Source organism: Serratia symbiotica (Periphyllus acericola) (assembly GCF_964019515.1).
Lineage (GTDB): Bacteria > Pseudomonadota > Gammaproteobacteria > Enterobacterales > Enterobacteriaceae > Serratia > Serratia symbiotica_D.
Map to the genome: position 1 here is coordinate 682,978 of NZ_OZ026452.1, position 16,928 is coordinate 699,905.

The following is a 16,928-nucleotide window of genomic DNA, read 5'->3' on the forward strand; positions in this document are numbered from 1 at the left end:
AGATTGCAACATAGAGTCAGGATGCTGTAAACCGGAACTTTCCAACACCGTAAGGCAAGCATTAAGATGAATACTTGCTAAAGCAAGGTATCTTTGCATAATGCGCCTTTTCCTAATTGGCAGCCAAATAGACAGAAAACACTATGATTAATGACGTCATCTCCCCGGAATTTGATCAAAATGGCCGCAAGATGCGCCGTATCCGTAGTTTTGTCCGCCGCCAAGGGCGGTTGACCAAAGGCCAGCAGCAGGCATTGGACAACTATTGGCCGGTAATGGGCGTAGAGTATCAGGCTGAACCCGTCGAGATCGCCGCATTGTTTGGCCGAAACGCGCCAACGGTACTCGAGATCGGCTTTGGCATGGGCGCTTCGCTAGTAACCATGGCAGGCAACAACCCGCAACAGAACTTTTTGGGGATAGAAGTGCATTTGCCGGGTGTAGGTGCTTGCCTGGCGGATGCCCACGCGGTCAAACTGAGCAACCTGCGTGTGATGTGTCACGACGCGGTTGAGGTGATGCAGAATATGATCCCGGAAAGTTCGTTGGACATGGTGCAGTTGTTCTTCCCCGATCCGTGGCACAAAGCGCGCCACAATAAACGCCGGATCGTCCAGTCCCCCTTTGTTAAGCTGGTGCTGCGCAAACTGAAAATGGGTGGCGTCTTCCATATGGCGACTGACTGGCAAACTTATGCAGAACATATTTTAGAAGTGATGAACGGAGTCACAGGCTACCGTAATCTTTCCAGTGATAATGATTACCTGACGCGCCCGGATACGCGTCCGCTGACAAAATTTGAATTACGTGGCCAACGCCTGGGACATGGCGTCTGGGATTTGATGTTTGAGAGGAGAAAATAATGGCTAAGAAACGCAGTCGTCGTTTACGCAAGAAGTTACACATAGAAGAGTTTCAGGAAATGGGTTTTTCGGTAGCATGGCGCTTCACCGAAGGCACTGCCGTTGAGGACATCGATAATACGCTGGACGCGTTTATCGACGAAGCGATCGAACTAAACGGTCTGGCGTTTGACGGCAGTGGCTACCTGAAATGGGAAGGTCTTATCTGCCTGCAACGGATCGGCCACTGCACCAATGAGCACCGCAAACAGGTAAAAAACTGGCTGGACGCGCGCAAAATGATCGATGTTAAGGTCAGCGATTTACTCGACATCTGGTGGGACTGAGACTTTTCACGCAGTTAAGGTTTAAGCTGTCTGGCGGGTCAATGCTGATCGCGTAAGGATCGGTTAAACGATCCGCAGCTGGGCGGCGTGATTTTGCCGTAGCCCTTCTTGCATGTCATCACCAGCCGCTGGCCTTGCTATCTGGACTGCCACCACACTTGGCCTAACATTAAGGACGGCTTTGATATAGCTGGCTTTGCCACACATTGGGCTATTGGCCGTTTACCCTTGGGCACGCGCACTGTCTGCCGGAGGCACTGCCCCAACGCCCCCTCCTAGCACCCGTGACCTTCACTTTGGGAAACACCATGCTGGAGTGAACCGAACCAGCGTTTATCTCACTGACTGATTGATAGATGCACACACTGCCCCTATTTAAAGGTTTAATTATTCCAGTCCGACGATGAAATATTTGTCACTCATGAGATGTATATCTTGGATCTTATCCCAGTAGGCGTACATTATTGCAGCCAGTTTGCAGCAACCGCAGCGTACAGGGAGTCCGTTAGGAGGGTGAGCACTGGGGAATGGCTCCCGTGTTGATCCTATAAACCTGGCATACACGGGAGACGTGAAGCTATACATGGTGCATCCTGGGCGGGCGCTAGTGATAGGGAAGCCTTAGGGCGACGTTAGAATACGCGCCAATCAGGGCAGTGACCACTGGCAGCGTTAAAGAGGCTTACATCAATATGAACAGTATGCAGGCCGGGAATGGCAGCGGATCGGCGGTTATTTTACGTAGCTAAAGGCATTAATGACATGTTTCACGCCGCTGATCTGGCTGGCAATTTGCGCCGCCGCCTGACCTTCTTGTCGCGTGACCAGACCCAACAGGAACACTTCACCATTCTCGGTAATGACCTTCACGTTGGTAGAATTAACCGTATCGCTGGTGAGCAGTTGCGAGCGTACTTTGGTGGTGATCCAGGTATCAGAAGAAGCCGTGCTCAGGCTGACCGGCTTGCCCTGACGGATCTCGTTATACACTTCGCTAGCACCTTCAATCCCCATGGCGATCTGTTTGGCACGGCGGGTCATATCGCTGTTCGGCAATTGCCCCGTCAACAACACTTCGCCATGATAAGCGGTAGCGACTACCCGGGCACCCTTCTTCAACTGCGGATCTTTACTCAGCGCGTTTTCAATCCGGGCTTCCAAGGTGCCATCGTCCACTTGGGTGCCAATGCTGCGCGGATCAGTGGCAGTTTTAGTGACGATAGCTGCGCTGCCGATCACCACACCAGCGATACAGCCTTGTAATAACAGTGCGCTGCACAGTACTGCAAATGGGGCTTTTAGCTTCATTCTCGTTCCTTAATCGTCCTGGTGGGGAAACAATATACTATCTATCAGTTCGCAAAGGCAGTTTACGGTCAACATATGCATTTCCTGAATGCGTGCACTACGGTGCGATGGAATACGGATCTCAACATCCTGTGGGCCAAGCAAACCAGCCAGTTCCCCGCCGTCGTGGCCGGTAAGCGCAACAATCTTCATATCCCGCGTGACCGCTGCCTCAACCGCTTTCACAATATCACGGCCGTTACCACGGGTGGAAATCGCCAGCAAAAATATGAAAGTATGCAGGCCGGGAATGGCAGCGGATCGGCGGTTATTTTACGTAGCTAAAGGCATTAATGACATGTTTCACGCCGCTGATCTGGCTGGCAATTTGCGCCGCCGCCTGACCTTCTTGTCGCGTGACCAGACCCAACAGGAACACTTCACCATTCTCGGTAATGACCTTCACGTTGGTAGAATTAACCGTATCGCTGGTGAGCAGTTGCGAGCGTACTTTGGTGGTGATCCAGGTATCAGAAGAAGCCGTGCTCAGGCTGACCGGCTTGCCCTGACGGATCTCGTTATACACTTCGCTAGCACCTTCAATCCCCATGGCGATCTGTTTGGCACGGCGGGTCATATCGCTGTTCGGCAATTGCCCCGTCAACAACACTTCGCCATGATAAGCGGTAGCGACTACCCGGGCACCCTTCTTCAACTGCGGATCTTTACTCAGCGCGTTTTCAATCCGGGCTTCCAAGGTGCCATCGTCCACTTGGGTGCCAATGCTGCGCGGATCAGTGGCAGTTTTAGTGACGATAGCTGCGCTGCCGATCACCACACCAGCGATACAGCCTTGTAATAACAGTGCGCTGCACAGTACTGCAAATGGGGCTTTTAGCTTCATTCTCGTTCCTTAATCGTCCTGGTGGGGAAACAATATACTATCTATCAGTTCGCAAAGGCAGTTTACGGTCAACATATGCATTTCCTGAATGCGTGCACTACGGTGCGATGGAATACGGATCTCAACATCCTGTGGGCCAAGCAAACCAGCCAGTTCCCCGCCGTCGTGGCCGGTAAGCGCAACAATCTTCATATCCCGCGTGACCGCTGCCTCAACCGCTTTCACAATATCACGGCCGTTACCACGGGTGGAAATCGCCAGCAAAATGTCGCCGGTGTGCCCAAGTGCGCGCACCTGCTTGGCGTAGACTTCGTTGTGCAGTCTATCGTTGCTGATAGCAGTCAGCACCACGTTATCGGCGTTAAGGGCGATGGCTGGCAAGCTGGGGCGTTCGGTTTCAAAACGATTGATCATGCTAGCGGCAAAGTGCTGCGCGTTGGCCGCCGAGGTGCCATTGCCACAGCACAGGATCTTGTTACCGTTGAGTAAAGATTGAACCAGTGTCATCGCCGCGCGGGAGATGGCGTCTGGCATAGCCTCCGCTCCTGCGATCTGGGTTTGGATGCTTTCGGTAAAACAGGCTTTAATTTTATCCAGCACGTTTAATCCACTCAGTCAAAGGGTAAAACCCGATTAATCCGCATTGAAGGCGTTGGGTATCCAGGCTAACTAGCTACCGGTAATGGCCATAACATCAAAACGGCAAGATGATGTGTCAAAGCTAGCTCCGCGCCCCGTCAGCCAGACGGCGGCGGCGTGCAGCACCCGCCACCCGCTGCTGTTTACGGTAGGTAACACTGGCGGCCACACCGCCAAAGATATCATTGCGGCGGTAACGCACTTCGACGAACACCCAGGTTTGACCATCACGCATGATAAGGTCGAGTTCGCCGCCGCGCAGCGAAACGTTGGACGCGCAAAAAGTGAGACCAGCGCGTTCCAGATGACGCCGAGCAAACAGCTCATAGGCCGCCCCCGTAGCACGTTGATTCATGAGATCGGTTTGATTAACGTCAACTGGGCCGGGGTGGCGACGATATAAACTGCATCAATAATGCCACCACCGGATCCCCTTGGCTCATCGCTCGATGACACGCGAGGTGTCTCGCTGGCGATAGTCACATTGGGTAGCGTAGTAACAGAGGGAATCGGCATGCCAGTCAAGCGAAGGCCGCCGTTGTTTACCGCCTTACGCAGTTCATCGGCAGAGCCAATACCTTGCTGTAATACCATTTGGCCACCCAGCTTTTGCCACTCTTGATTAAAGGCTTTGGCGATACGATCGCCGAAGGAAGCGCGCGGCACCAAAAGCAGCGGTTGGCGTTGCTGCTGATCCCAGATATGGCGGGCGGCATCGCGCGCTTCATCCTCCGGCGACAGCGCAAAGTAACAAATGTTTGGATCATCATTCGGCTTTTCCGGGTGATTGAGTGCCAGTACGTTCAGCGTAGTATGGCTGCCAGAAAGCTGATCGACGTTTTCTTTCAGCAACGGGCCGACCACCAGTGTAGCACCATCCTGCTGCGCCTGGTTCAGCAACGCTGCCAACGGCTGGCTAGTGGTGTCATACACCTTAACTTGCACATTATTGGTAGCCTGCGATGGGTTGATTGACGCTATAGAAGGCACCGACTGATCTGCTGGCTGAGGCGAAGTACTGACCGCACCGCTTGCGTTGAGATCTGCGGAGATGACGGCTGATTGGTCAGGGTTAGTGGTTTGCAGTGCTTGCGGTGTCGGCGCAGGTGCGGAGACGCCGTTCTTCGCGGCTTCAAAACCCTGCAAGATGGCGTCGGCGAACATCTGAGCTTGGCCGCTCAGCGACAGCAACAAAGCGATGCTTGAGGTGGAGGCTTGGGTGAAGTTCAACACCGGATTCAACGGGGTCGGCAATTTTTTCGCCGCCGGATTATGCGGGTAGCGGTTTTGCCAGTCTTTGATGCCCGCCCGGAGCAGGTCTGGATCTTGCCGGTTATCCTGATAGATACGCAGCAGATCTAGCCATCCTTGCAGCACGTTCTCGTTGGCGTTGATCACCAGGCAATTGACGTTCTGCGGCGTCAATTGCAGCAATGTTTGCCAGGTCTGATCGAGATTGTTTTGGTGTGCCTGGCCGATCAGCAGCGGTTCTTGCGCAACATAGGCGCGGATCAGAGGCAGAGAAGAGGTACCCTGATTGGCGCCAATTTGCGCCTGATAGTAGCGCATCTGCTGATTAGCCGACAGCGAACCGCTATCCAGATGATCCTGAGTGCTACGAGCTCTGATGTTTCTTTTGCTGGCTACCTCTAGTTCAGCGGTCAGAAGTTGTCGTTCCGCCAATTGCACGCTGCTGAGGTTTTTGGGCAGTTGTTCCCACTGATCACTGGCCTGGGGCAATTTCCCCTCACGCAACAACGCGCGAATAGCAAGTAATTGCCAGTCAGCCTTGTTATCATCACTGCTTTGTTGAAGTTGCAGTAGATAGTAATCAGCGTTGGCGTTGGCCTCGTCTTGTATATTAACGGGCGGCGTTTGCGGTACCGGACTTGCACAACCCGCCAGCAAAAGGAGTGCTGCGATGACTGCGGTAAGTCGGACAGGCTTGGAATGCCCTGCTTTGGTAGCAACAAATGTTGAGGAAAGCATACGGTATCCAGTGGTATTTTTTTCAAGATGCACAATATTAAATCGGCAACCCGGATGAAACAATGAATCAGCAGCAACAATCCGTCATTTCTACATCAACGCTGTATGTGGTACCCACGCCTATCGGCAACTTAGGCGATATAACCTACCGTGCGCTAGAAGTACTGAAAAAGGTTGATCTGATTGCCGCAGAAGACACACGCCATACCGGCTTGCTGTTACAACATTTTGCGATTAGCGCACGGTTGTTTGCACTGCATGATCATAACGAACAGCAAAAAGCCGAACAACTGCTGGTAAAGTTGCAGGCAGGTCAGAGTATAGCGCTAGTCTCTGATGCTGGCACACCGCTTATCAACGACCCTGGTTATCACTTTCTACGCCGTTGCCGCGAAGCCGGTATCCGCGTGGTGCCGTTGCCGGGAGCCTGCGCAGCAACTACCGCCCTGTGTGCTGCTGGCGTCGCCTCAGACCGTTTTTGTTATGAAGGTTTCCTGCCAGCGAAAACCAAGGGGCGTAAGGATACGCTGATGGCGCTGGCAGAGGAACCACGCACGCTGATTTTCTATGAATCTACCCATCGCCTGGTAGAAAGTTTGCAGGACATGGTCATCTTTTGGGGGCCACAGCGCTATGTGGTGTTGGCACGCGAACTGACCAAAACCTGGGAGTCAATCTATGGTGCACCAGTCGGTGAAGTGCTGGCCTGGGTACAGGAAGACGAAATGCGCCGTCGTGGCGAAATGGTATTAATCGTCGAAGGCCACAAGGCGCAAGAGGATGTTATACCGCTTGATGCGCTGCGCACGCTGGCGCTTTTGCAGAAAGAATTGCCGCTGAAAAAGGCGGCAGCGCTGGTGGCAGAAATCCACGGCGTGAAGAAAAATGCGCTGTACAAGCACGCGTTAGAGCAACAAGGATCGTAAAGCAGTTGACCTATCGCCAACGCGGCGCTACCATCCGCGCCGGAGTTGACCAGACAGTCGCCGCTTCATTGCCGTCCTCTTCGGGGGAGACAGGTGAAGGGGAGGAAAGTCCGGGCTCCATAGGGCAGGGTGCCAGGTAACCCCTGGGAGGTGCAAGCCTACGACTAGTGCAACAGAGAGCAAACCGCCGATGGCTCGCGCAAGCGGGATCAGGTAAGGGTGAAAGGGTGCGGTAAGAGCGCACCGCGCGGCTGGCAACATTTCGTGGCACGGTAAACTCCACCCGGAGCAAGGCCAAATAGGGATTCACATGGTACGGCCCGTACTGAATCCGGGTAGGCTGCTTGAGCCAGTGAGCGATTGCTGGCCTAGAGGAATGACTGTCCACGACAGAACCCGGCTTATCGGTCAACTCCCACAATAAAAAAATCCCCGATTAACAATATGTTACGCAAGGATTTTGGTTGTTGTACGCTGAAATTTTCAGCCAGAGCACGATGCTAACTTCATTTTTTACAAGCTCAACTATCCTGGCTGGTGCTTCCTGACATCCTCTCCGGCCTAAAGGACGGGGATTCCTACAGCGTTCAGACCGAAAGCTGACTCACCTGGGTGGGTTCCTGCTTTAACGGGCGGGGTCTGACTGCACTATCCCTCCATTGGCGTTCGTGGTGTATCCACATATCTGACACACAAATTTACTTTGCGACAGGCGGTTTTCTTTCGCTGTATGACCGCAGCATGCACCCCGCTGGCTGGTATATGCCGCAGATACTGCTAGTACCTGTGCTCTTCGCCAGAGCTGCTTGTACTCAAGTTGACGACGCATTTCATACCATCCCTGACCAGTATCGAGCGGTTTAAGCCTGATCTAGCTCTGACGTTTCGCCCGTGCTGCTCTGCCGTGCCTGTTGCCGACTTTGACATGTTACTGACCTTCAAGTCTTCAATGACGATCATTGCGTGGTTTTTGCAGATTTCACTGGTGATTTTATGAAGGTAGTCGCGCCGAATATTGGCAATGTGCGAGTGTAGATGCTGGATTTTTCGCTTATGTTTCTGCCAGTTGGCGCTGAATTTTACCTTTCTGCTTAACTGACGCTGAAGTATTGCCAGCTTGTGCTGGCTTGTTTTGAAGCTGTTGACGGGCGGGTATACCGTGCCATCTGAAAGCGTAGCGAGTTTGGTGACTCCGGCATCCACTCCGACCATTGACGCTGAGTTATGAACGGGTTCAGTAACTTCGTATGCTGTCTGGATGCTGACGTACCATTTGCTGCATGACTGGCTGATGGTGACATTTTTCACTTCACCTATAATTTCGCGGCTGTTGCGGTAGCGTATCCATCCCAACTTTGGCAACGATATACGACTATTGGCTTGATTGAGCTTCACACCTTGTGGGTAGCGCAATGCACCATTCTGCACGCGTTTTTTTAAACGGGGGAATGCTGCACGCTTCTGGAAGAAATTATTGTAGCCGCGCTCTAAATCTTTCAGTGACTGCTGCAACGTCTGCAATGGAGATTCTTTAAGCCATTGTGTTTCAGGATCGGATTGGCGTTGTTGAATAAATCGAACTTTTGGCCAGGACGAGGATCCGATCACTCTCCTTCTGTCAAAATAGCGATATTCCGTGGCCCAGCAAAAGTTCAACATCAGCAACTGGAAGGCTTACAACCACGCCCTTACCACTCGGGGTTCACTCACTTGCTGGGGGGATGAAACGGCACTTCACGCCTGGTACTGCGATGGAGGCAAAACTTTCTCTGCGTGGTCGCCCACCACATTATTCCGATATGGCAATCACCAGCGTATTGATGCTGAAACGGATTTTCGGCCTGACACTTCGCGCCCTCCAGGGCTTTGTCGACTCCATTGTCACACTGATCAAAGTGCCGTTGAACTGCCCGGACGACACCTGCATCAGTAAGCGGGCGAAGTCCGGCCATGTCCCGTTTAAAACCGTAACGCCGGGTGAAATTGCGCACCTCGTTATCGACTCTAGCGGGCTCAACGTGTTGGGTGAAGGGGAGTGGAAGGTAAAAAAAACACGGTCAGGAAAAACGGCGGATCTGGCGAAAACTGCATTTGGCCGTAGATACAGAAACACATGAGGTCATCTGTGCTGACCTTTCCTTGAGCAATGTCACCGATACCGCAGCCTTCTCAGGTCTCATCCGCCAGAGGTACCGTAAAATCAAAGTCGCCTCGGCGGATCGGGCTTAGGATACGCGAGTGTGTCATGATGAGGCACCGAGAACACCGGCGAACATCACGCAGACCGCGCTGATTGCCGGAATGCGCCAAGCGATTGCGCCACTGCCATGGCGATAGGGGTGGTAACCGATTTCGGTATCACTGAAGCAGTGATTTCTGTTGTAGCGCCCAGCCACAGTGCAATGACGACACCGCTGATCATCGCGGTCATACTACCGATAAAGCATACCGCGATGATTGACTTCCAGCGGGCGCGGATCTGGTGCAGCTGCTAATACAGTGGGAAGGCCAGTTTCACTACCGCCGGTTGCAGCAAATCATTGAGAATTTTACTGCCCTGAAAATAGCGTGGGTAGGATGTCGGCCAGTAGCAGAAGCGGAATAATCACCGCTATGGAAACCCAGCGGCGTGTGAAGCCGCTGTGCCAGCCTGCGGGAGGCAAAATAGACCGCCAGCGTCAATGGCAGTGACCACCAGATTTCATGGATCATTTCCCTTCCTCCGTCTCGTCTGGCTTACTGACAATTCGGCGTTGGCGCTGGAAATAATGGGCGCTGTAACCGACCACAACCAGCACTAGCAGCGTGCTGACCAGGCAGGAAATGACCAGTGGGCCGAGGTTAGCGATGATCTGGGAGTAATATTGCATGATGCCTACGCCGATCGGCACGAACAGCAGCACCATGTAGCGGATCAGCAACTGGCAGCTGGGGTTGACCCATTTTGTTGGTAGGATTTGTAGGGAGAGCAGGGTGAACAGCAGCAACATGCCGATGATGCTGCTGGGAATGGCGATGGGCAGCAGTGCCGCCAAGGCATCACCGGTGAACAGACAGAAGTAGATAAGGGCGATTGCCCTTAGGTATTTCCAGCAGAGCTTAAACACCTTGGTTATACTCCATTGCCTGTTTAATTAACATATTTATCATACAATTAAGCCTAGGAGTAATGCCACCGCCCACACCATGAATTCTCGCTATGCGCTCGCTAGGGTAGCGGGTAATGAACGGCAGCATCACATGTGACCGAGGGCTAACCCCGGTGGACGAAAAGGCCAAGCATGCTTGGCCCTTGCAACAGGCAATAGCACAGTTATTTAACCGGCATGCCAGGTTGGGCGCCGCTGTCTGGGCTGAGCAGGAAGATTTCTTTCCCCCGTGAACCCGCCGCTATCACCATGCCTTCGGAGATGCCAAAGCGCATTTTGCAGGGTGCCATGTTGGCGACCATGATGGTTAAACGGCCTTCCAGTGCTTGCGGGTCTGGATAGGTAGCACGGATGCCGGAGAAGATCTGGCGTGATTCGCCCCCTAGATCCAGTTGCAGTTTCAGCAGTTTGTCAGAGCCTGCGACAAACTCGGCGCGGGTGATCAGCGCGATGCGCATATCCAACTTGGCGAAATCATCAAAGGTGATGGTACTCTGAATCGGATTATCAGCTAACGGGGTGCCCACCGGTTGGACAACGGTCATATCTTCTTTCGAGGCGTTGACCATGTAGTTTACCTGGTCGAGATCGATACGCTTAAACAAGGTGCTGAACACGTTGATCTGATGTCCCAGCAGCGGCTGCTGAAACGTATCCCAGCGCAGTTCGGTGTTGAGGAAGGCTTCGCTGCGCGTAGCCAACATTGGCAGCACCGGCTTCAGATAGGTCATCAGCACGCGGAACAGGTTGATGCCCATCGAGCAGATGGCTTGTAGGTCGGTATCGCGGCCTGCTTCCTTCGCCACTACCCACGGCGCTTGCGTATCCACATAGCGGTTGGCCAGATCGGCCAGCGCCATGATTTCGCGGATCGAACGGCTGAATTCGCGGCTGGCGTAGGCGTCACCAATATGCTCTGCCGCATCGACGAAGGTGTGATAGAGCGCCGGATCGGCAAGTTTATCGGCCAGTTGACCGCCAAAACGCTTGCTGATAAAGCCGGCGTTGCGGGACGCCAGGTTGACCACCTTGTTGACGATATCGGTATTCACACGCTGTACGAAATCTTCCAGGTTCAGGTCGATATCGTCGATGCGCGAAGACAGCTTAGCGGCGTAATAATAACGCAGGCAGTCAGCATCCAGATGCTGTAGATAAGTCCCAGCTTTAATAAAGGTACCGCGTGATTTAGACATTTTGGCACCGTCCACGGTCACGTAGCCGTGCACGAAGAGGTTGGTTGGTTTGCGAAAGTGGCTACCTTCCAGCATCGCTGGCCAGAACAGGCTATGGAAATAAACGATGTCTTTGCCGATAAAGTGATACAGCTCGGTGCTGGCGTCTTTACACCAGAACTCGTCGAAATCCACATCACTGCGCTTGTCGCACAAATTTTTGAAAGACCCCATGTAACCGATAGGCGCGTCCAGCCAGACGTAGAAATATTTGCCCGGTGCATCTGGGATTTCGAAGCCGAAGTAAGGCGCATCACGGGAGATGTCCCACTGCTGTAGACCAGACTCGAACCACTCCTGCATTTTGTTCGCCACCTGCTCTTGCAGTGCACCAGAACGGGTCCATTCTTTTAGCATTGCGCTGAACCCAGGCAAGTCGAAGAAGAAATGCTCGGAATCACGCATCACTGGCGTAGCACCGGAAACCACAGATTTTGGCGCGAGCAGTTCGGTCGGGCTATAGGTTGCGCTGCACACTTCGCAGTTATCGCCGTATTGATCCGCTGCTTTGCATGTTGGGCAGTTGCCTTTCACGAAACGGTCAGGTAGGAACATGCCTTTCTCTGGATCGTACAACTGGGAGATGGTGCGCTTCTTGATGAAGCCGTTTTCCTTCAGGCGAGTGTAAATCAGGTTCGACAGCTTACGGTTTTCATTACTATGGGTTGAATGATAGTTGTCATAGCTGATGTTAAAACCGGCGAAATCCTGTTGGTGTTCTTGGCTCATTTCCGCGATCATTGCTTCCGGCTTAATGCTCAATTGCTGTGCTTTCAGCATGATTGGCGTGCCGTGCGCATCGTCTGCACAGATGAAATAAACCTCGTGGCCGCGCATTCGTTGGTAACGAACCCAGATATCTGCCTGGGTGTGCTCGAGCATGTGGCCAAGATGGATGGAACCATTTGAGTAAGGTAGCGCGCACGTCACCAATAATTTTTTCGCGACTTGAGCCATAGTGAGAACTTGCTTTCTGTTAAATAAAAAGGGCCTTCGATGTTAACCGATTAGGCTCTTTGCGGCTAGGGTGGTTTCTTGCAAGTTATGTGCGCCAGCCGTGCGGCAGTTCTGGTATGCTTGCCACCAGTGACTCATTTAAAATCAAGGAGCCGGGATGAATGCGAAATCCCCGGAGCCAAGCAACTCCGAAGTTGTGCGTGCCCTGGTGACCGGTGTACTGGCCGCCTTTGAACACCCAACGGGCTTTGTTGAATAATCAGATTTGGAATAAAGAGTCCCCTGAATGGGCATCTTTCAGGCAAGGCGTACACTTTCTGGCATACCGGCGAGCGTCATCTTGTTTAATGCACAGATCATGGCCAGCGCCTCTGCAACTTGCCCATCATAATCTCGCAGCAACAGGTGACTACCAAATAGCTGTTTTACTCTGTACCTCGCTGTTGCCGCTATCGAACGTCGGTGGTATCCTGTGATACTTTTCCACCGTGTGTTGTCTCCGGTAACGCGCTGGTTCACCACCGATTGATTTCGCTCTGCATAGTCTGCCGACCAATAACGGGCTCCGCTGCTGGGCGGTATTAACGCCTTGAGCTTCTTGCCCCTTAACTCATCATCACACACTCGCGTATCCTAAGCCCGATCCGCCGAGGCGACTTTGATTTTACGGTACCTCTGACGGATGAGACCTGGGAAGGCTTCTATATCGGTGACATTGCTCAAGGAAAGGTCAGCACAGATGACCTCATGTGTTTCTGTATCTACGGCCAAATGCAGTCTTCGCCAGATCCGCCGTTTTTCCTGACCGTATTTTTTTGCCATCCACTCGCCTTCACCCAACACGTTGAGCCCGCTAGAGTCGATAACGAGGTGCGCAATTTCACCCGGCGTTGGTGTTTTAAACGGGACATGGCCGGACTTTGCCCGCTTACTGATGCAGGTGTCGTCCGGGCAGTTCAACGGCACTTTGATCAGTGTGATAATGGAATCGACGAAGCCCTGGAGGGCGCGAAGTGTCAGGCCGAAAATCCGTTTCAGCATCAATACGCTGGTGATTGCCATATCGGAATAATGTGGTGGGCGACCACGCAGAGAAGTTTTTGCCTCGCAGTACCAGGCGTGAAGTACCGTTTCATCCCCCCAGCAAGTGAGTAAACCCCGAGTGATAAGGGCGTTGTTGTAAGCCTTCCAGTTGCTGATGTTGAACTTTTGCTGGGCCACGGAATGTCGCTATTTTGACAGAAGGAGAGTGATCTGATCCGTGTGCCGGCCAAAAGTTTGATTTATTCAACAACGCCGCACCCAAAATATAAAGCCAAACGCTGTACAGAGGAAAATTAATAATAACAGAAAAGGCTGGTAGCCCAAAAGGCATGCTAAATCTGCTAGATAGCGTGCCTTTTATTTTCCTACGCCCACAAAAATTAACGCTCAATCCTCATTTATTCTCATGTATTCTCATGTATTCTTATGGTCATATATAGGCACCAGGCTGGACAGTATTGAGTTCGCTGCTAGGTTTCTGTGCGCTTCGTGTTCAGCAGCACTGCCGCTCAATTTCCCCTAGGGGAATAAACTTGGCTTCTAGCTAATCTCTCTTCAAGTTATAGTGCTCATACAATCCCATGAGAGAGCTGAAGATGAATCCCATGAGAGGGCTGAAGATGCCAGCTTGCGAAGCTGTCACCATACTCTGTAGCGCATCTGACCAAGCCAGCGCTCAGCCACTAGCGGTACCAGTTGCGCTGAATGCATGCATCGCGTTGCCGCACGATGCAAAGGCGGGTAACTAGAGAAAAAATACGACGTGCGGATGTTATTCATACGCGATAATCGCCATCAAGACGCCTTACTCTGCACCCTAAACTACATCGCCTGTACCAGATATCCGAACTACTGGTGCTGCCGTCGATAGCTGAAGAAAAAGATTACCTTTATGGATCAACATATTATTAAACTGATTTTGCTGCTTTGCAACCTATTTTTCTTGCCGCAGGCGGCGCAAGCTTCGTTGTTTGGCCAAAATGGCGGTAACCAGTACGTTCCCGTTGATCAAGCTTTTGCCTTCGATTTTAAGCAGCAGGATCACCAGCTGACTCTGAACTGGCAAATTCTCCCCGGCTATTATCTCTATCGCCAGCAAATTAAACTAGTGCCACAGCAGGTAACGCTGGAGGCTTTCACACTGCCAGAAGGGCTAAGCCATAAGGACGAGTTCTTTGGGGAAGTCGCCATTTTCAAACAACAGCTTAACCTAAGCATTCCACTAAAGCAGGCGGCATCCAATGCCAGCCTGAGCGTCACCTATCAGGGCTGTGCAGAAGCTGGCTTCTGCTATCCGCCGGAAACACTGCTTATCCGACTGGATGCCGTCACTGCTTTGCCGCTCGCGGCTCAAACAGAACCGGCCAGCCTGCCGTTCTCGCCGCTGTGGGCGCTGTTGATCGGCATCGGCATCGCCTTCACCCCCTGCCTACTAACGATGTACCCACTAATTTCCGGCATCATTCTTGGCTACGAAAGACCGAACAATAGCGGGCGCATTCTGGCACTGGCGGTGGTTTATGTGCAGGGCATGGCGTTGACCTATACCCTGCTGGGCCTAGTCGTCGCGGTTGCTGGGCTACAATTTCAGGCTGCGCTGCAACACCCTTACGTGCTGATCGGGTTTTCGGTGTTATTTTTCACTATAGCGTTATCCATGTTCGGGTTGTATTCGTTACAACTACCCTCTGCACTGCAAACCCGTCTGGCAAACTGGAGCAACACCCAGCGTGGTGGTTCGTTGACCGGTGTGTTCCTAATGGGCGCGCTAGCTGGCTTGATTTGTTCTCCCTGCACCACCGCTCCGCTCAGTGCCATCCTGTTGTACATCGCTCAAAGCGGTAACATGTGGGCCGGCGGCAGCACACTGTATTTGTACGCGCTCGGAATGGGGATTCCACTGGTGATCGTCACCCTATTCGGTAACCGCCTACTGCCACATAACGGGCCGTGGATGCAGTATGTGAAAGAGGGCTTCGGCTTTGTGATCTTAGCGCTGCCTGTATTCCTGATGGAACGAGTGCTCGGCGATGTATGGGGACTACGCCTGTGGAGCCTACTCGGCCTGGCCTTCTTCGGCTGGGCGTTCACCCTGAGCCTGAAAGCCTCACGCGGCTGGGCGCAGGCACTGCAACTCCTGCTGTTGGCAGCAACCGTGATCACCGCCAGACCGTTACAGGATTGGGTCTTCGGCGCTGACAACACGCAGAAAGTTCATCAGGCTCTCCTGAACTTCACCCACATCAATAGCATCAAGCAACTGGAGGGGGCACTGCAACAGGCACAGGGCAAACCAGTGATGCTGGATCTATACGCCGACTGGTGTATAGCCTGCAAAGATTTCGAGAAATATACCTTCAGCGATGCATCGGTACAGGCTAAGTTGGCTAACGTAGTATTGCTACAAGCAAACGTGACCGCCAATAACGCCGGACAAGCAGCGTTGCTGAAACGCCTGCAAGTCATCGGGTTACCAACTATTTTGTTCTTTAACGGTACTGGTCAAGAGCTGGCCGACCAGCGAATTACCGGATTTATGGATGCACCAACGTTCAACGCACATTTGCAGAAAACGGGGCAATAAGTACGGAACCGAATGGAAAGAAGCAGAATACAGCGCAAAGATACAGCATGAGGCTAGCCTAGTGGCCTGTTGCGCGCTATGACGTGCTACAAGGCGGTGTCCTCCGGTCATTGAGCATAATGTCGTCGCAGACCCAAAAGCCCGTAGTCAAGGCGGAGAGGGGTAGGGCATAACGGGCCAGACAACGCGAAGTAGCGCTTTTAGGGCGCGACCTGCTGCGCGAAATGGACGCCGATACGGTGGCACAGCAGATAAAAATGCTGCCTGAAGAAACTGTGGGTAAAGCACCAGACAGATCCTAGACGTATTGGCTGCTAAACATATATCTTGCAAGTGGGGCGCAGTACCGCAGAAACAGCGAGCTAAGCAGAGAGAACGGATCATGTTGACAGGACAAAGCGGTGATTCATACGCTCTCTGACTTAAAAACCAGCAACCGTATGCATTTTTATACTTTTAGCACATAAAACCGTTGACGCCTCCCAGCCAATACGTTTTAATGCGCCCCGTTGCCCGGATAGCTCAGTCGGTAGAGCAGGGGACTGAAAATCCCCGTGTCCTTGGTTCGATTCCGAGTCCGGGCACCATCCTCAGAGCCCTGTCATTAGCAGACGATATCCCTAACGGGCACGACAGTTGTTCCCAGCATGACGCTGGTAGTTTCTACCGACCATAGCTGAACACGGGACTGTAAGGCGTAGAGGATGTTACGTCCATCCTCCAGACTTCTTATGTCCATTAAATACACATCATAAACGTACTTACCCTCAGATCATTTCTATGTCAATCCTTTGTAAAGAACTAACTCGCTTTTTGCCATTTTTACAATCAGATTATTAGGTTTGACTTATGATTAGCCCTAGGCTACATCGATTTGTTCAAGCAAACTTCTAACCTTATTGATGTCGCTCTGTACGTACTGGAGTGTAACTGAAGGAGGGCTTTGTTGAATAAATCGGATTTGGAATAAAGAGTCCCCTGAATGGGCATCTTTCAGGCAACGCCTGGCGGCGCATCAGTTTCAT

At 52.4% G+C, this 16,928-nt stretch carries 12 protein-coding genes, 1 tRNA gene, 1 other RNA gene and 7 pseudogenes; 7 read left to right on the forward strand and 14 right to left on the reverse strand.

Annotation, left to right across the window (positions count from 1 at the left end):
- The first annotated feature begins 143 nt into the window (after positions 1-143).
- Positions 144-863, forward strand: coding sequence for a tRNA (guanosine(46)-N7)-methyltransferase TrmB (gene trmB / locus AACL06_RS03810; RefSeq protein WP_339037974.1), 720 nt, complete (start codon positions 144-146; stop codon positions 861-863).
- The gene (locus AACL06_RS03815; protein ID WP_339037976.1) at positions 863-1,189 is read left to right on the forward strand and encodes a YggL family protein; all 327 of its coding nucleotides are present in this window, start codon (positions 863-865) and stop codon (positions 1,187-1,189) included. The genes trmB and AACL06_RS03815 overlap by 1 nt, the downstream gene beginning before the upstream one ends.
- A 732-nt stretch (positions 1,190-1,921) precedes the next feature.
- Here AACL06_RS03815 and dolP (AACL06_RS03820) read toward each other — a convergent pair.
- From dolP (AACL06_RS03820) to AACL06_RS03845, 6 genes and pseudogenes are all read right to left on the reverse strand, one after another.
- Complete coding sequence (gene dolP, locus AACL06_RS03820; RefSeq protein ID WP_339037979.1) at positions 1,922-2,497, reverse strand: division/outer membrane stress-associated lipid-binding lipoprotein; 576 nt, start codon at positions 2,495-2,497, stop codon at positions 1,922-1,924.
- Positions 2,498-2,506: 9 nt separating this feature from the next.
- A pseudogene (locus AACL06_RS03825) lies at positions 2,507-2,776 on the reverse strand (phosphoheptose isomerase); the annotation flags it as partial.
- 28 nt (positions 2,777-2,804) lie between these two features.
- Positions 2,805-3,380 (reverse strand): division/outer membrane stress-associated lipid-binding lipoprotein, encoded by a 576-nt coding sequence (gene dolP / locus AACL06_RS03830; RefSeq protein WP_339037979.1) that lies wholly within the window; start codon positions 3,378-3,380, stop codon positions 2,805-2,807.
- Positions 3,381-3,389: 9 nt separating this feature from the next.
- Positions 3,390-3,980 carry a DnaA initiator-associating protein DiaA gene (gene diaA, locus AACL06_RS03835; protein ID WP_339037981.1) on the reverse strand — a complete coding sequence of 197 codons (591 nt, stop codon included), beginning with the start codon at positions 3,978-3,980 and terminating at the stop codon, positions 3,390-3,392.
- 69 nt (positions 3,981-4,049) lie between these two features.
- Positions 4,050-4,374, reverse strand: a pseudogene (locus tag AACL06_RS03840) (YraN family protein).
- A gap of 2 nt (positions 4,375-4,376) precedes the next feature.
- Positions 4,377-6,008: pseudogene (locus tag AACL06_RS03845) on the reverse strand (penicillin-binding protein activator); the annotation flags it as partial.
- 62 nt (positions 6,009-6,070) lie between these two features.
- Between AACL06_RS03845 and rsmI the strand changes: the two are divergent.
- Complete coding sequence (gene rsmI / locus AACL06_RS03850) at positions 6,071-6,934, forward strand: 16S rRNA (cytidine(1402)-2'-O)-methyltransferase (RefSeq protein WP_339037983.1); 864 nt, start codon at positions 6,071-6,073, stop codon at positions 6,932-6,934.
- Positions 6,935-6,975: 41 nt separating this feature from the next.
- Positions 6,976-7,354: RNase P RNA component class A (gene rnpB, locus AACL06_RS03855), an RNA gene on the forward strand.
- A gap of 167 nt (positions 7,355-7,521) precedes the next feature.
- Here the strand turns inward: rnpB and AACL06_RS03860 are convergent.
- A pseudogene (locus AACL06_RS03860) lies at positions 7,522-8,554 on the reverse strand (RNA-guided endonuclease InsQ/TnpB family protein); the annotation flags it as partial.
- Positions 8,555-8,570: 16 nt separating this feature from the next.
- On the opposite strand from AACL06_RS03860, the pseudogene AACL06_RS03870 reads away from it, so the two are divergent.
- Positions 8,571-9,160: pseudogene (locus tag AACL06_RS03870) on the forward strand (IS5 family transposase); the annotation flags it as partial.
- A gap of 26 nt (positions 9,161-9,186) precedes the next feature.
- Here the strand turns inward: AACL06_RS03870 and AACL06_RS03875 are convergent.
- The 6 genes and pseudogenes from AACL06_RS03875 to AACL06_RS03900 all read right to left on the reverse strand — a co-directional run.
- Positions 9,187-9,646, reverse strand: a pseudogene (locus AACL06_RS03875) (LrgB family protein); the annotation flags it as partial.
- A complete protein-coding gene (locus tag AACL06_RS03880) occupies positions 9,643-10,050 on the reverse strand; it encodes a CidA/LrgA family protein (RefSeq protein WP_339038272.1) in 408 nt (135 codons plus the stop codon). The pseudogene AACL06_RS03875 and the gene AACL06_RS03880, both read right to left, overlap by 4 nt.
- A gap of 197 nt (positions 10,051-10,247) precedes the next feature.
- Complete coding sequence (gene metG / locus AACL06_RS03885; RefSeq protein WP_339037987.1) at positions 10,248-12,275, reverse strand: methionine--tRNA ligase; 2,028 nt, start codon at positions 12,273-12,275, stop codon at positions 10,248-10,250.
- Positions 12,276-12,409: 134 nt separating this feature from the next.
- Positions 12,410-12,589 carry a hypothetical protein gene (locus AACL06_RS03890; RefSeq protein WP_339038497.1) on the reverse strand — a complete coding sequence of 60 codons (180 nt, stop codon included), beginning with the start codon at positions 12,587-12,589 and terminating at the stop codon, positions 12,410-12,412.
- Positions 12,573-13,475: pseudogene (locus tag AACL06_RS03895) on the reverse strand (IS5 family transposase). Before AACL06_RS03895 ends, AACL06_RS03890 begins: the two are co-directional and overlap by 17 nt.
- Positions 13,408-13,569, reverse strand: a complete 162-nt coding sequence (locus AACL06_RS03900; RefSeq protein WP_339037989.1) for a hypothetical protein — start codon at positions 13,567-13,569, stop codon at positions 13,408-13,410. Before AACL06_RS03900 ends, AACL06_RS03895 begins: the two are co-directional and overlap by 68 nt.
- Before the next feature lie 642 nt (positions 13,570-14,211).
- Between AACL06_RS03900 and AACL06_RS03905 the strand changes: the two genes are divergently transcribed.
- Positions 14,212-15,903 carry a protein-disulfide reductase DsbD gene (locus AACL06_RS03905; RefSeq protein WP_339037991.1) on the forward strand — a complete coding sequence of 564 codons (1,692 nt, stop codon included), beginning with the start codon at positions 14,212-14,214 and terminating at the stop codon, positions 15,901-15,903.
- A 511-nt stretch (positions 15,904-16,414) separates the two neighbouring features.
- Positions 16,415-16,490 (forward strand) — tRNA-Phe (locus AACL06_RS03910).
- 309 nt (positions 16,491-16,799) lie between these two features.
- Here AACL06_RS03910 and AACL06_RS03915 read toward each other — a convergent pair.
- Positions 16,800-16,928, reverse strand: a complete 129-nt coding sequence (locus AACL06_RS03915) for a hypothetical protein (protein WP_339037994.1) — start codon at positions 16,926-16,928, stop codon at positions 16,800-16,802.

What these genes read in the sequence shown, in the direction of transcription:
- dolP (WP_339037979.1), bottom strand. Translation starts at nt 2,497, where the DNA reads ATGAAGCTAAAAGCCCCATTTGCAGTACTGTGCAGCGCACTGTTATTA.
- dolP (WP_339037979.1), bottom strand. Translation starts at nt 3,380, where the DNA reads ATGAAGCTAAAAGCCCCATTTGCAGTACTGTGCAGCGCACTGTTATTA.
- metG (WP_339037987.1), bottom strand. Translation starts at nt 12,275, where the DNA reads ATGGCTCAAGTCGCGAAAAAATTATTGGTGACGTGCGCGCTACCTTAC.
- AACL06_RS03915 (WP_339037994.1), bottom strand. Translation starts at nt 16,928, where the DNA reads ATGAAACTGATGCGCCGCCAGGCGTTGCCTGAAAGATGCCCATTCAGG.
- trmB (WP_339037974.1), top strand. Translation starts at nt 144, where the DNA reads ATGATTAATGACGTCATCTCCCCGGAATTTGATCAAAATGGCCGCAAG.
- rsmI (WP_339037983.1), top strand. Translation starts at nt 6,071, where the DNA reads ATGAATCAGCAGCAACAATCCGTCATTTCTACATCAACGCTGTATGTG.
- AACL06_RS03905 (WP_339037991.1), top strand. Translation starts at nt 14,212, where the DNA reads ATGGATCAACATATTATTAAACTGATTTTGCTGCTTTGCAACCTATTT.
- AACL06_RS03815 (WP_339037976.1), top strand. Translation starts at nt 863, where the DNA reads ATGGCTAAGAAACGCAGTCGTCGTTTACGCAAGAAGTTACACATAGAA.